We start from the raw sequence: 14127 nt of genomic DNA, 5'->3' as shown, positions 1-14127 counted from the left end.
ATGATGGCATGGACGTTCACAACGACCAGGAAAGTGCAGCAACGCCCGCTTGGTACGTTATTCAGTGCAAAGGGGGCGAATCATTTCGCGCCGCCGAACACCTCGCTAACCAGGGTTACGAGGTGTTTCATCCGGTGCTGGATAGCCAACGCAAGCGCCAGGGTAAGCTCACCACGGTGACCGAACCGTTGTTCCCGTACTACTTATTTATCTATTTAGATCAATTGGTCAGCAACTGGCGGCCGATTCGCTCCACCCGCGGTGTGCTGCGCCTGCTTACCTTCGGCGACAGGCCCGTCGCCGTGCCCGCGCAGCTCGTCGAAACCCTGCGCGCCCAGCCGTACCGACAGGAAGGCATTCACAGCTACTTCAGCGCTGGCGAAAAAGTCACCATCACCGACGGCCCCTTCAAAGACCTCGAAGCCATCTTCACCCGCTGCAAAGGCGAAGAACGCGCCATCGTGCTGCTTAATGTACTTAATCGGCCGCAGCATTTAGACCTGCCACTAGAAGCCATAAGCAAATCGTAGCGCGGCGGAACGACGCCCAATGGCATCCAGCCATCTTCGTCTACACAAGCTAACCCCGACGCTGCTTTCGCGGGTGCACTTACGCCGCGCAACGAAACCCACTCTCAATTCACTGCTCACCCTTCACATCAATGATTTTTCAATGTGATCCAGCGCCGCTGGCGTTGGCTATCCAGCCCTGCTTCCAGCAAGACCATTGAGCGCAGGGCATCTTCAACGCTTACCGGTAACGCCGCCTTATCGCGGATAGCGGCGGCGATGCCTTGATAATACGCCAAGTAATCGCCCGGCAGCGTTGGAAGCTCACGACGCACCAGCGGGGCGTTTTCACCCTCCCCATCACGCAGCGTTAAAGTGCCGTGCTGAGTATCTTCACCCCATTGAGAGGTCGGCATTTCGCCAGCTTTCAAGCGATCCTCTTGGGGATCTAAGCCGTATTTTATGAAGCTACCTTGGGTGCCATTAATCCGAAAGCGCGGCGTCGGTTCGGCGATCAGCGTGCCCGCTGCCAGGGTAACGCGAAAGCTTTCATAATCGAGCAGCGCTAGAAAATCATCGTCAGCCGCTGCACCTTCGCGCCGCGAATTGAGCTCCAGCAGAATGGCGTGGGGCATGCCAAACAGCTCGCAGGCTTGATCTAAGAGGTGTGGTCCCAGGTCGTACCAGATGCCGCCACCAGGCGTGGCCTTCTCGCGCCAACGGTCGCGAACTTCTGGGCGGAAGCGATCAAAGTGCGACTCAAAATCCACTAACCGCCCTAACGTCCCCGCCTCCAGCAGGTCTTTAACGGTCAGAAAATCGCTGTCCCAACGGCGATTATGAAACACCGATAACAAGCACTCCTTGTCAGCCGCTAATTTTTTGAGCAACTTCCCCTCTGACAGCGTGACCGTAAACGGCTTATCAACCACCACATGCTTGCCCGCCGAGAGGGCCGCTTTGGCAATAGAAAAGTGCGTATCGTTTGGGGTTGGGATAACAATCAAATCAATATCAGGGCGCTGGCATAACGCTAATGCCTGACTCTCCACCTCAACACTAGCCAGTGCTGGCTGCAGCTTAGCAGCATCGCTGGAGGATACCGCCACCAAATCCAGGCCTTCCGTGGCCTGGATCAGCGGTGCGTGGAAGGTTTGGCTAGCGAAACCGTAGCCAACTAATCCAACGTTTATAATCGCCTTCATTTGATTCCTTACTCGGATTGTTGCGAATGTCGATTGCGTGTATCAGCTGCGAGTATCAATCGAGCTTGCTTAGATCCCGAACCGCCCCTTTGTCGGCGGAGGTCGCCAATAGGGCATAGGCTTTAAGCGCTGGAGTAATCTTACGGGGGCGCTGTTCAACTGGCTTCCAGGCAGTGACACCTTTGGCATCCATCGCTTCGCGGCGAGCCGCCAGCTCAGCGTCGGTCAGTTTGACGTTGATCGCCCGGTTGGGGATATCGATACGGATCAGGTCACCCTGCTCAATCAATCCAATCGCGCCACCCGCTGCGGCTTCCGGGGAGACATGGCCAATGGAGAGCCCTGAAGTGCCCCCCGAGAAGCGCCCATCGGTCAGCAGCGCGCAGGCTTTGCCTAGCCCTTTGGATTTGAGATAAGAGGTCGGGTAGAGCATCTCCTGCATGCCGGGGCCGCCTTTGGGACCTTCGTAGCGAATCACTACCACATCGCCCTCTTTGACCTTATCCGCCAGCACATCGGCAACGGCCTGATCCTGGGACTCCACCACATGGGCGGGGCCTTCAAACACCAGGATCGAGTCATCGACACCGGCGGTTTTGACCACGCAGCCATCCAGCGCGATATTGCCGTAAAGCACCGCTAAGCCGCCCTGCTGTGAGAAGGCGTGTTCAAGGTCGCGAATACAGCCGGTAGCGCGGTCGCCATCCAGGCTCGGCCAGCGAGCGCTTTGGGAAAACGCCGTTTGGGTGGGAATGCCGCCCGGCCCGGCTTTAAAGAACTCGACCACTTCAGCGCTTGGCGAGCGCATGATGTCCCACTCATCCAGTGCGGCTTTCAGGCTATCGCCATACACGGTGGGCACCGAGGTATCCAGCACCCGGGCACGATCCAGCTCACCGAGAATGGCCATAATGCCGCCGGCCCGGTGAACGTCTTCGATATGATACTTCTGGGTATTGGGCGCCACTTTACATAGTTGAGGCACTTCACGGGAGAGGCGGTCGATATCCGACATGGTAAAGTCCACCTCGGCTTCCTGGGCCGCCGCCAGGAAGTGCAGGATAGTGTTGGTCGAGCCGCCCATGGCGATATCCAGGGTCATGGCATTTTTAAACGCCGCCTTGGAGGCAATGGCGCGGGGCAGCAGGTGCGCCTCATCGCCTTCGTAGTAGCGCTTGGCCAGCTCAACAATGCGATGCCCCGCGGTTTCAAACAGGCGGCGGCGATCCGAGTGGGTGGCCAGCACCGTGCCGTTGCCCGGTAACGCCAAGCCCAGCGCTTCAGTCAGGCAGTTCATTGAGTTGGCGGTAAACATACCCGAACAGCTGCCGCAGGTGGGGCAGGCGCTGCGCTCGACTTCCGCCAAGGTCTCATCGTCTACGCTGTCGTCAGCGGCCATGACCATGGCATCGACGAGGTCCAGCCCATGGTTAAGCAGCTTGGTTTTACCCGCTTCCATGGGGCCGCCGGAAACAAAGATAACCGGGATATTGAGGCGCAGAGCCGCCATCAGCATCCCAGGGGTGATTTTGTCGCAGTTGGAAATACACACCAGCGCATCGGCGCAGTGGGCGTTGCACATATACTCGACGCTGTCGGCGATCAGATCGCGGCTGGGCAGTGAGTAGAGCATGCCGTCGTGGCCCATGGCGATGCCATCGTCCACCGCGATGGTATTAAACTCTTTGGCAACACCACCGGCTTTCTCAATCTCACGCGCCACCAGCTGACCCATATCTTTTAAGTGAACATGGCCCGGCACAAACTGGGTAAAGGAGTTGGCGACCGCAATAATCGGTTTTTGAAAGTCGCCGTCCTGCATACCCGTGGCACGCCACAGGGCGCGGGCACCGGCCATATTGCGGCCAGCGGTGGTAGTACGTGAACGATACTCTGGCATGACGTCCTCTACTTTTTACTGTCTATTATTTATCAGCCCACAGCATAAAAGGCCGTGGACTGGAGTAAATCCAACGGCCTTAGATTGTGGCATGAGCGTTGTGTAGAGACTAGGCTCAGGCGGAAAAGTCAGCGAGTGCGGGTAAGTGCCGTTAAGTCAGTGGTAAACGCTTTTGGTCATCAGTTTAGAAACCAAGCGTATGCCCCATGTGACTGGCGCTGGATAGCGAATACCCCCGCCTTCTAAAGCGAGCTGGGAGTGGTGAGCCTTGTCAGTCGCGATTTGATGTAGTATCGCCCGTGACCGCGTATCGCCAACGGGCAACGACTTTTGATGCGCTTCTAAGTGCTGCCCCGCCTGCTCTTCGACTGCGGCAATAACCCCCAAACTAATGCGATCACTGACGGCCCCAGTGGCGGCACCGATGCCAAACGAGGTTACATAAAAAAGCGGATTTAAGTAGCTTGTTCGGCTATGCAGCTGCCCTAAGCGCTCGCTACACCAGGCAAGATGATCAAACTCTTCCAGCGCCGACTGCTCCATCTGCTTACGCACATGAGGAAGTTTAGCCATCACGCTCTGGCCTTGATAAAGCGCTTGGGCACACACCTCGCCAGTATGGCTAGTTCGCATCAAACCCGCTGCGTGACGCCGCTCTTGATCATCTAGTACGCCTTCAGCCACGCCGTCGGCTGGGTTAGTACGCTGCGAACTGGCAGCCTGCGGCATCAAGGTGCGCAAAACGCTATCAAACTGATGAATTAAACGGTCTGCACGGCTCTGTTGACGATCCATGGCAACACTCCCTGGCTTTGCAATAACAGCGCAATAACGGTGCAATAACGCTCTGCTTAGCTCAACCGGCAGGCCAAGTGAATGCGCGTCCACCCATTAAATGCATATGAATATGGTAGACCGTTTGCCCGCCTAATTCGTTGCAGTTCATCACAACGCGGTAGCCGTCTTCAGCAAAACCCTGCTCTCGTGCAAGCTTTGCGGCGGTATACTGGAGCCGCCCTACAGTGGCAAGATCCGTTTCTTCAATATCGTTTAACGTCGCTATATGCTTTTTAGGAATGATTAACTGATGCGTTGGCGCCTGAGGACCTATGTCATTAAACGCCAATACGTGGTCATCTTCGTAGACGATATCAGCAGGAATTTCACGCTTGATGATTTTGCAAAATAGACAATCCATACAGCACTCCTTGATTTTTGCGGCGCATATTTCTCGCCATGTTCAGCGAAAGCGCCGCTGAGCTAGCAAATGGCGAACCAATGGGGCCAGGATCAACTCCATTGCCAGAGACATTCGCGCACCCGGCACGACCAGCGTATGCGGGCGGGTCATAAACGCATCTTTGATCATTGCTAGCAGCCAGGGGAAGTCAACGGTAGAGGGATCCCGAAAGCGAATGACCACAAACGACTCGGCGTCGGTAGGAATATCCTGCACTTCAAAGGGGTTGGACGTATCCACGGTAGGCACACGCTGAAAGTTGATATGCGTTCGTGAAAACTGCGGCTGGATATAGCGCACATAGTCATCCATTCGACCCAAAATGGTATCAATCACCGCTTCCTGTGAATAACCGCGCAGCTTGGTATCACGGTCAATTTTTTGAATCCACTCAAGGTTCATGGTCGGCGCCACGCCTACCAATAAATCTACATGGCGAGCAATGTCATACTCTTCGGTGACCAGGCCTCCGTGCAAACCCTCGTAGAACAGCAGATCAGTGCCACATGGCAGCGACTGCCACTCGGTAAAAGTACCTACCCGGTAACTCGCTTCAATTTTCTGCTTATCTTCAGCATGAATATAGTGCCGAAACGTGCCCGACCCATGCTCGCCATACTCATTGAACAGGCCTTCCAGGCGGTCCAGCAAGTTAGCTTCAACGGCAAAATGGGAAAGCTCGTTTTTACGCTCTGGCTCTTCACGAAAGATACGGTGCAGATCATCGCGGGTATAGCGGTGAAAGGCATCGCCATCAACAACAGCGGCGTGTACATCTTCACGCAGAAACATGCGCTCAAAACTGCGCCGAACGGTGGTAGTACCTGCACCCGAGGAACCGGTTACCGCAATAATCGGATACTCCCGTGACATCAGCCACTCCTCGCGTAAACAAGCGCTTGTTGAATCTGCTCCGTCACCTCAATAGGACGGCCCGAGGCAACATCAATCAACAGTTGATTAACTCGGGCGGTGGCAACTATCTGCTCGGTCTCTGCCTGATATATACGCTGATAAACCGTCAACGCTTTACCTTGCGGCTCAGGGACGGCGGTCGCAATGATGAGTGCATCGGGCCAGCGCGCTTCACTTTGATACTGCACTGCAAGATCGGCGACTAGCGTTGGGTATCCGTGCATATCCCACTCAGACAGGCCCAGTGCGGCAAAGGCTTGAATACGCGCCTCATGGAGCAGCGATACCAGCGCATCATGCCCCAAGTGGCGGCCATAGTTCATATCGGTTACCCGCACCGCCAAAGGATGACGATGAATAATCGCTTCAGCAGGAAATTCCAGCTTGACACGTTCCATACTTGGCTCCTCGTCGGTGGTAATGGGATTAACCTAGGCTCAGCCCTCGCGGGCAATCGCCCGGAAGGCGATATCACGCCGGTACTCAACACCGGCCCATTGGATAGCGCTAACACCTTGGTAGGCTTGCTGCTGAGCCTCTGAAACGCTGTTGCCCAGCGCGGTCACACACAGCACACGCCCACCGGCCGTAGTGACCTCACCCTGAACGTTTTGCGCCGTACCGGCATGAAACACCTTACAACCGGTCTGCTCAGCGTTAGCGATACCGTGTATCACATCACCTTTGCGGTAGCTGCCGGGATAGCCACCAGCAGCCAGAACCACACCCACCGCCGCGCGGGAATCCCACTCACACTGCTGCCCAGCCAACTTGCCCTCAGCGCCGGCTAAACACAGCTCTGCCAAATCAGACGTTAGCCGCAGCATAATAGGCTGGGTTTCTGGATCGCCGAAACGGCAGTTGTACTCTATAACGCGAGGGTTGCCCGCCGCATCTATCATCAAACCTGCGTATAAAAAGCCCGTGTAAGCATTGCCTTCTGCGGCCATACCCTGCACGGTGGGCAGAATCACCTGCTCCATTATGCGTGCATCAATGTCGGGCGTGACGACGGGTGCGGGTGAGTAAGCCCCCATACCACCGGTGTTGGGGCCGGTATCACCATCGTAGGCACGCTTATGATCCTGGCTGGTCGCCATAGGCACGACATTTTTACCGTCCACCATGACGATGAAACTCGCTTCTTCGCCTTCCAGAAACTCTTCAATCACCACGCGAGCCCCAGCGCCGCCAAACGCATTGGCTTCCAGCATATCGCGAATGGCAGCCTCGGCTTCGGCTTCACTGAGCGCCACAATCACGCCTTTGCCAGCGGCAAGCCCATCGGCTTTGATCACGATCGGCGCGCCCATTTTGCGTAAGTAAGCAAGCGCAGGGTCTACTTCGGTAAACGTTTGGTAATCAGCCGAAGGAATATCATGGCGCGCCAAGAAGTCCTTGGTGAATGACTTAGAGCCTTCCAATTGGGCGGCCGCCTGGGTAGGCCCAAAAATAGTTAAACCAGCCACCTGAAAGCGGTCAACAACACCGTCCACCAAGGGGGCTTCTGGCCCTACCACAGTGAGGCCAATTTGCTCGTCGCGGGCAAAAGCGACCAAGCCGTCTAAATCCGTTGCATCAATCGCCACATTGGTTAGCTTCGCCTCTGTCGCAGTACCGGCGTTGCCGGGGGCGACAAATACTTGCTCAACCTGGTTAGACTGCGCCAACTTCCAAGCCAGGGCGTGCTCACGACCACCGCCGCCTATCATCAAAACCTTCATGTGCATCCTTCTTAAACGGGAGAGCATTTATCGGCGGCATTATGCCACAGCGCAGCACCAAGTGGCGTTAGGAGGTTTTGTCCTGTTTGCCTTTATTGACGTTGTCAGCAGCGCCGTCACTAGCCGTGTCGGGGCTATCTGCTTCTTGCTCACCCCCACCATCGGACTCATCAGCTTGCCCAGGCTGGTTCAAGGTGTTTTGCCAAAAGCGCCTGTTCTCTTCGGCCAGTTCGCGCATAAACTCCAGAGGCGTGTTACGCATCGCCTGCTTCCATTGGCTTTGTAGACGCTTTTGCTGTTCCAACATCAGCTGAGTGCCTTGCTCCAGGTAACGCGACAATGGCAGTGGTGATGTCATGTCGTAGACCCGGATTAACTGCGCCAGCAGATCGTTCGAAAACACTTCAGCCTCACTGTCCGCCTGCTCCTGCTCAATGATGATGGAAAGCAGGATAGTTCGCGTCAGGTCTTCACCGCTTTTGGCATCTTCAACCCGAAACGACTCTTCTTCGATAATCAAATGGCGCAAGTCTTCCAGCGTTACATAACGACTCTGCTGGGTATCATATAACCTGCGATTAGCATATTTGCGAATTACGCGCACGGCGCATCTCCTTAAACGCGATGGGGGCTTTTATTGCCGTTACTGGTATTGTGCCTGCAACACGCATCCATGCAAGCCACCTTGATAGTTTCGCTAGCCGCGTTGCACCTATTCTTTGACCAATAGACCTTCATTATGAATTTAATTCTGCTTGATCCTCATGATCTCACCAACGATGGTCATGTCTGCATTACCGACCCACGTCGGTTGATTCATCTACGTGATGTGCATCGTTCAGCGCCTGGCGACCTTATGACCGTCGGTGTACAGGGCGGCGCCATGGGCAAAGCACTGCTGACCGAGCTCACCGCCGAACACGCTACTTTCAAGCTGGAAAACCTTGATGAGCCACCGCCACCGTCATTACCCGTGCATCTGGTTTTAGCCCTTCCCCGGCCGCGGATGTTGGCACGCACGTTAGAGCACGTAACGGCATTAGGGGTAAAAGAGATCACTCTTCTGCATACCAAACGAGTAGAAAAAAGCTACTGGCAATCGCCTGAGTTACGCGCCGATAAAATTCATCAGCACTTGATATTAGGCCTTGAGCAAGCGCGCGATACGCAACTACCTAGCGTGACGTTAAGCAAAGGGTTCCGGCCTTTTCTAGAGCAGCAGTTACCCGGCTTACTTAGCCACCGCCGCGGACTACTCGCCCACCCTGGCATGCCCAATGCCTGCCCCAGGAACGTCAGTGAACCGACCTTATTATTGGTCGGGCCAGAAGGGGGATTTATCACTTGGGAGGTCGAACAGCTAATTGAGGCAGGCTGTGAGGGGATGCACATGGGCCCGCGAATTTTACGCGTCGAAACAGCCGTGACCGCCCTGCTATCACGGCTGTTTTAGGACTGATCATCTGTTGGGTCGTGAGGTACAAGTTCTGCATCTTCACCGCACTCGGGTTTTTGCAAGAACGTGTTGCGCACATCCAGCAAGCCAAGGTGGCTAATCGTGCGGCGACCTAGCAGCAACGGATAATTCATCTCTTCGCGATCGCGCAGGCTGAACTGCTCCTCATAGATGGTATCGCCCATGCAGACTTCTAACAGCACCACCGGGCGCTCGTCGCGCCCACCAGCACCCCGCACAGCCAGCTCGCGATATAGCGGGCGCTCAATTTCGTCGCTAAACACTTCGCCACTATCTTGATCCTCAAGCTTCAAACGAAAGCGCACCCACTCTTCGTCATCTTGCTCGAAAAGCTCAATATCCCGCGCATCTAACGAAGATGTTAGCGCTCCACTATCTAGCTTGGCCTTAACCTCTATATCCCAGGATTGTAAGATCGCCTTTTCAACCCAACCGAAGGCTTTGTTATCGTCTGCTATCGCCATGGAAGCCGATAGCAAGGTACCCATGACCACGCTGCCTAACAACATTTTACCCATAAAATGCATAGCATTATCCTTGGTAAAGTAACAAGAGCCAGCCAATGCGGCTTACTCTGAACGACGGCGAAGCCGTTCAAGCAGCTCTTGTGTCGCAAACCCATCCGGTATTAACCCTTGATCACGCTGAAAGTTCCGCAACCCCTGACGGGTGTTCGGGCCCATCACGCCATCAGCACCGCCCACCGAGTACCCAACCCGGTTTAATCCTCGCTGCAGCTCTTGAACGTCGTCACGAGTAAGCGGTGCTTTATCACGCGGCCATGCGTGCTGAATACCAGCACGCTGGGCAATGGCATCCGCTAACGTCGCTACGGCCAGCGCATAACTGGTGGCATTGTTATAGCGTAAAATGGCGCGAAAATTAGCGCCGACCAAGAAGGCAGGCCCCTCAGCGCCAGCCGGAACAACAATCGCGGCACTGTCGAAATCTGGCAACTCGCCCTGCTGTGCGTGCACGCCTTGTTGACGCCAATCGGCACTGCTGCGTCGTTCGGTTTGAGCATAATCAAACCCTTGCGGCAAACGCACCTCGACGCCCCACGGCTGGCCGGTTTGCCAACCCGCGTTGTCCAGATAGTTAGCCGTCGACGCCATCACATCAGGAATACTACCCCAGATATCGCGACGACCATCGCCGTCACCATCCACTGCGTAGGCTTCAAAGCTGCTGGGAATAAATTGAGTATGGCCCATTGCCCCGGCCCATGACCCTTTCATCTGTTCTGCGGCGATATCGCCTTCATCAATAATGCGCAGCGCAGCAAGCAGCTCACCCTGGGCAAAATCACGCCGCCGCCCATCGTAAGCCAAGGTGGCAAGGGACTCTAACGTTGAAAAATCACCGAAATTGCTGCCGTAGTTACTTTCGATGCCCCAGATAGCGACAATAATTTCAGCCGGCACGCCGAAACGCTGCTGCATTTGCAGCGCCGTATCGCGATGATCGGCAAATTTTTCCCGCCCGGTAGTAATGCGAGTCGATGAGACGGCAGTATCGAGATACTCCCAGATAGGCCGTACAAACTCAGGCTGAAAACCATCGAGTTCAATCACACGCTCGCGATAACGAATGCCATCGAGGGCACTGCTCAGCGTCGCTTCGCTAACCCCTTGACCCATAGCGTACTGGCGAAATTCAGCAAGCCACTGCTGAAAATTAGCATAGCTAATGTCAGTAGCCGCCTGGGTGTCCACTTCACTCATCAATTGAGAATTGGCCAACACCGCCCCACTTATAAAAGGAGTGCTTAGCGCCGCGATTAATGAGGCGTATAAAAAGGGACGAACACGCCGCCCAGCAGAGAGGTTTCGAGACATCGTTTACTTCCTTAAGCAGTCCTTAGCATGCCTGGGATGATGGCCTAGAAAAGTGACAGTTACCAGCCTTCACGATGGGTCAGCAGTATTGATTATTTAATCTCATCTGCTTTTAGCAGACTGCTCAGCCTTGTTATCCAGATCTGACCACCATGCTTGGCGCACAACAAAAAAACCACTCGTAGGTGGCTCAATAGCGCTTTCCGCTGCTTACCATTTCGTGAGGTTTAATCAGGATCGTTCTTACGGGGCTGGCGCTTAGCGTTTTCCTGGGTTTCCAGACCACTCTTCAATTCGTGCGTTAACGGATCATAGTTAGGGCGTAACTCGTCCTTTACGGTACCGCTCCACAGCTTAGAGCCAACAAAGTATCCGGCGCGGCCAATCACATGGGCGGCCACAGGAGCAGTCATCAGAATAAACACAATGATGGCGAATGAACGGGCAACAATACCCACCTCAGCAAAATGCATTGCTGCCGCCAGCATAATTAAGATGACACCTAGCGCTGCGGCCTTAGTGGTGGCGTGCATGCGCGTTAGCAGATCTGGCAAACGCAGCAGACCCACTGAAGCCAGCAACATAAACAGGGCGCCACCCAAAATTAACGTGCCTTTGATCACATCAATCATCACGCGGGCCACCTCTTTCCAAAAAGCGCGCAAACGCAATGGCCGCCAAGAAACCCATTAACGCGACCACGATAGCGGCATCCAGAAAACTGGCGACATCTGACTTGATGGCATAGACCCCAACTAACCCCACAACCGTCGTCGAAAACAACTCTAAAGCCACGACGCGGTCAGGCAAGCTAGGGCCGCGTACTACACGCACAAAGGTGAGAATAAGCGCCAGGCTCATAATGACCTGGCTAATGAGAATAACGGTATCCATTAGCGAAACAGCTCCAAAGCTCTGTGCTCCATCTCTTTCAAGTTACGCCGCAGATCCTCTTCATTGTCTAAAAACATCGCATGGATATACAGCACCTTACGGTCATCAGACACATCCAGGCTGAGCGTTCCAGGGGTGAGAGAGATTAAATTGGCGACCATAGTGATTTCGATTTCAGTGCGAGCAGAAAGCGGCATCGCAATGACACCTGGCTTCATGTGCCAGGGCGGAGTCACAATATCAAAAGCAACGCGTAGGTTAGCTTGGATCAGTTCTTTAAGAAAAAAAATGATGAAGCCCAAAAAGCGCGGCACGCGGGCTGGATAGCCCTTTAAGGAGTCGAGCTGTGGCTCGATCAATATCAAAGTGATATAGCCAAATATCAAACCGACAAGGAGATTTAACCCGCTAAAGTCACCGCTCAATAGTACCCAGGCAAGCCCCAACAGAAGATTCCAAATAGCACCGGTCATGGCATTTCCTCCCCGGCGTCAGCGTCAGCCTCAGCTTCTTCCTGTGTGACCGCAGTTGGTTCAAGTAGCACCTCTTCAGCACTGGCTGAAGCGCCCAACACGGCTTCGATATACCCGCGAGGCTCAAGCAACTGATCACCAATGTCCATCATTACCCACATGATCGGCTCGGCAAGCACACCGATGAGCAGTGATGAGAGCGCCAATACCATGACAGGTGAATACATCATCCACAGGCTTGGCTTTAACAACCGACCGTCATCGCCAGTTGGTGTAGCGGTTTCTGGCACTAGATTATCTTCCGGCAGAGACTTCCAGAACACTTCATTCCAAATTTTCACCATGGAGTAGAGCGTCATTAGTCCCACTGCTAGCGCAAACCCTGTGACCACATAGGCTTCTGCTTCTATACCGGCACGCACAATCACAAACTTGGCAAAAAAGCCCGACAGCGGCGGTATACCGGCCAACGAGAAGGCCGAGATAAAGAACGCAACGGCCAACCAGGGGCGCTCACGATATAACCCCCCCATTTTTTTCAGCTGGTAGGTGCCCTGCAAACGATGGGTAATACCACTAATTAAGAAAAGGTTCGTTTTCACCACCATATTGTGCACGATGGCAAACACACCGCCTGCTATGGCCAGAGGCGTATAAATGGCTAACCCGAGGATCATATAGCCAATTTGGCTAACGATATGGAACGACAAAATGCGCCTGAACTCATACTGAGCCGCAGCACCCAACACACCCGTGACCATGGTAAACACCGCGCCCCAAAGCATAATGTCCTGGAGGTAGCCCATGGTTTGATCAAATATTAGCGTGAAGACACGAAACATTGCATACACGCCGACCTTGGTAAGTAGCCCAGCAAACAGGGCCGAAACGGCGACCGGTGGGGTGTGATAAGACGCTGGCAGCCAGAAGAACAGCGGGAAAGCCGCCGCTTTAATTCCAAACGCGACCATAAACATGACCGCCAGCACTTCGATCATCCCCGTGTGCTCTGCTTCATCCATGCGCAGGGCAATATCGGCCATGTTAAGCGTACCCACCATGCCGTAGAGCAGACCCACCGCACTCAGGAAAATAACCGATGCCAGCAGGTTCAAGGTAACGTACTTAATCGCCCCTTCCATCTGCGCCCGTTCGCCGCCTAGGATCAACAGCGCAAACGAAGCCACCAGCATTACCTCAAACCATACATAGAGGTTAAAGAGATCACCGGTCAAAAAGGCGCCCATCACCCCGGCGAGCAGCAGGTGCATTAACGGATAATAACCAAATTTTTCATGACCGCGACCCGTGGTAGCCAATGAGTAGATACCCATCGCCAAGCCGATAATCGCCGTCATCAGCACCATTACCGCACTCAACAGATCGGCAATTAAGGTAATGCCGAAGGGAGCCGGCCAGCTACCCATCTGCATGGTGACGTAGCCTTCCGACAGCGTCGTGGCAAACAGCCATAGGCTAACAATCAATAGCGCAGCATTACCTGCCACCGCCATAAAGCGCTGCATAGGCCGCGAGCGCCAAAACAATATTGAGATTGCCCCTGATAGCAAGGGTAAGAGGACGGGAAGAGCAACTTCAGGCCTCACGTATCAGTATCCTTCATCTTATCGAGATCATCGGCCTTAACCACTTCGTAGGCGCGTCGAATCAACACCACCGCAAATGCCAGCACCCCAAAGGCAATCACGATAGCCGTCAGCACGACGGCTTGAGGAAGTGGGTCAGCGACCCCACTGGGTGGCTGCATCATGCCTTCTGCAATTAGCGGCGGTGCGCCCCGGGTCATCCCCGCGGTGGTAAAAATCAGCAAATTAGCGGCGTTGGAAAGCAGCATTAATCCAATCACCAGCTTAACGATAGAGCGGCGCAGCATCATAAAAATAGCCGTCGCGTACATCAAGCCAATCGCTAGTGCCATTAATGGTTCCATA

General features: G+C 54.4%; 17 protein-coding genes. 2 read left to right on the top strand and 15 right to left on the bottom strand.

Annotated elements, in window-relative coordinates; genetic code table 11:
• Positions 1-8: 8 nt before the first annotated feature.
• The gene (rfaH, locus tag ACQE2I_RS05855) at positions 9-530 is read left to right on the top strand and encodes a transcription/translation regulatory transformer protein RfaH (protein ID WP_427030516.1); all 522 of its coding nucleotides are present in this window, start codon (positions 9-11) and stop codon (positions 528-530) included.
• A gap of 128 nt (positions 531-658) precedes the next feature.
• On the opposite strand, the gene ACQE2I_RS05850 is transcribed toward rfaH, so the two are convergent.
• The 8 genes from ACQE2I_RS05850 to phaR all read right to left on the bottom strand — a co-directional run bounded on the left by ACQE2I_RS05850 (position 659) and on the right by phaR (position 8097).
• Complete coding sequence (locus ACQE2I_RS05850; RefSeq protein WP_427030515.1) at positions 659-1714, bottom strand: oxidoreductase; 1056 nt, start codon at positions 1712-1714, stop codon at positions 659-661.
• Positions 1715-1769: 55 nt separating this feature from the next.
• Positions 1770-3614 (bottom strand): dihydroxy-acid dehydratase, encoded by a 1845-nt coding sequence (gene ilvD, locus ACQE2I_RS05845; protein WP_427030514.1) that lies wholly within the window; start codon positions 3612-3614, stop codon positions 1770-1772.
• Between the two features lie 156 nt (positions 3615-3770).
• Entirely contained in the window at positions 3771-4409 is a 639-nt protein-coding gene (gene coq7, locus ACQE2I_RS05840; protein WP_427030513.1) for a 2-polyprenyl-3-methyl-6-methoxy-1,4-benzoquinone monooxygenase, read from the bottom strand.
• Between the two features lie 61 nt (positions 4410-4470).
• A complete protein-coding gene (locus tag ACQE2I_RS05835) occupies positions 4471-4812 on the bottom strand; it encodes a histidine triad nucleotide-binding protein (protein WP_427030512.1) in 342 nt (113 codons plus the stop codon).
• 42 nt (positions 4813-4854) lie between these two features.
• The gene (locus ACQE2I_RS05830; protein ID WP_427030511.1) at positions 4855-5727 is read right to left on the bottom strand and encodes a phosphoribulokinase; all 873 of its coding nucleotides are present in this window, start codon (positions 5725-5727) and stop codon (positions 4855-4857) included.
• Positions 5727-6167, bottom strand: coding sequence for an acyl-CoA thioesterase (locus ACQE2I_RS05825; protein ID WP_427030510.1), 441 nt, complete (start codon positions 6165-6167; stop codon positions 5727-5729). The genes ACQE2I_RS05830 and ACQE2I_RS05825 overlap by 1 nt, the downstream gene beginning before the upstream one ends.
• A gap of 39 nt (positions 6168-6206) precedes the next feature.
• The gene (gene purD, locus ACQE2I_RS05820; RefSeq protein WP_427030509.1) at positions 6207-7493 is read right to left on the bottom strand and encodes a phosphoribosylamine--glycine ligase; all 1287 of its coding nucleotides are present in this window, start codon (positions 7491-7493) and stop codon (positions 6207-6209) included.
• 67 nt (positions 7494-7560) lie between these two features.
• Entirely contained in the window at positions 7561-8097 is a 537-nt protein-coding gene (gene phaR / locus ACQE2I_RS05815; RefSeq protein ID WP_427030508.1) for a polyhydroxyalkanoate synthesis repressor PhaR, read from the bottom strand.
• A 135-nt stretch (positions 8098-8232) separates the two neighbouring features.
• On the opposite strand from phaR, the gene ACQE2I_RS05810 reads away from it, so the two are divergent.
• Entirely contained in the window at positions 8233-8946 is a 714-nt protein-coding gene (locus ACQE2I_RS05810; RefSeq protein ID WP_427030507.1) for a 16S rRNA (uracil(1498)-N(3))-methyltransferase, read from the top strand.
• On the opposite strand, the gene ACQE2I_RS05805 is transcribed toward ACQE2I_RS05810, so the two are convergent.
• The 7 genes from ACQE2I_RS05805 to ACQE2I_RS05775 form a co-directional block, all read right to left on the bottom strand.
• Entirely contained in the window at positions 8943-9497 is a 555-nt protein-coding gene (locus ACQE2I_RS05805; RefSeq protein WP_427030506.1) for an ATP-dependent zinc protease family protein, read from the bottom strand. The genes ACQE2I_RS05810 and ACQE2I_RS05805 overlap by 4 nt on opposite strands.
• 42 nt (positions 9498-9539) lie before the next feature.
• The gene (locus tag ACQE2I_RS05800; protein WP_427030505.1) at positions 9540-10808 is read right to left on the bottom strand and encodes a lytic murein transglycosylase; all 1269 of its coding nucleotides are present in this window, start codon (positions 10806-10808) and stop codon (positions 9540-9542) included.
• Between the two features lie 227 nt (positions 10809-11035).
• Positions 11036-11440, bottom strand: coding sequence for a monovalent cation/H(+) antiporter subunit G (mnhG, locus tag ACQE2I_RS05795; RefSeq protein WP_427030504.1), 405 nt, complete (start codon positions 11438-11440; stop codon positions 11036-11038).
• Entirely contained in the window at positions 11433-11702 is a 270-nt protein-coding gene (locus ACQE2I_RS05790; RefSeq protein WP_427030503.1) for a monovalent cation/H+ antiporter complex subunit F, read from the bottom strand. The genes mnhG and ACQE2I_RS05790 overlap by 8 nt, the downstream gene beginning before the upstream one ends.
• A complete protein-coding gene (locus ACQE2I_RS05785) occupies positions 11702-12175 on the bottom strand; it encodes a Na+/H+ antiporter subunit E (protein ID WP_427030502.1) in 474 nt (157 codons plus the stop codon). The genes ACQE2I_RS05790 and ACQE2I_RS05785 overlap by 1 nt, the downstream gene beginning before the upstream one ends.
• On the bottom strand, positions 12172-13782 hold the full coding sequence (locus ACQE2I_RS05780) for a Na+/H+ antiporter subunit D (RefSeq protein WP_427030501.1): 1611 nt from the start codon (positions 13780-13782) through the stop codon (positions 12172-12174). The genes ACQE2I_RS05785 and ACQE2I_RS05780 overlap by 4 nt, the downstream gene beginning before the upstream one ends.
• The gene (locus ACQE2I_RS05775; RefSeq protein WP_308320938.1) at positions 13779-14126 is read right to left on the bottom strand and encodes a Na+/H+ antiporter subunit C; all 348 of its coding nucleotides are present in this window, start codon (positions 14124-14126) and stop codon (positions 13779-13781) included. Before ACQE2I_RS05775 ends, ACQE2I_RS05780 begins: the two co-directional genes overlap by 4 nt.
• Position 14127: the final 1 nt, after the last annotated feature.

This window comes from Halomonas sp. H2 (assembly GCF_050215315.1).
Taxonomy (GTDB): Bacteria; Pseudomonadota; Gammaproteobacteria; order Pseudomonadales; family Halomonadaceae; genus Vreelandella.
Note: the sequence above shows the minus strand (reverse complement) of the source record. Positions and strands in the feature narration are given on the sequence as shown.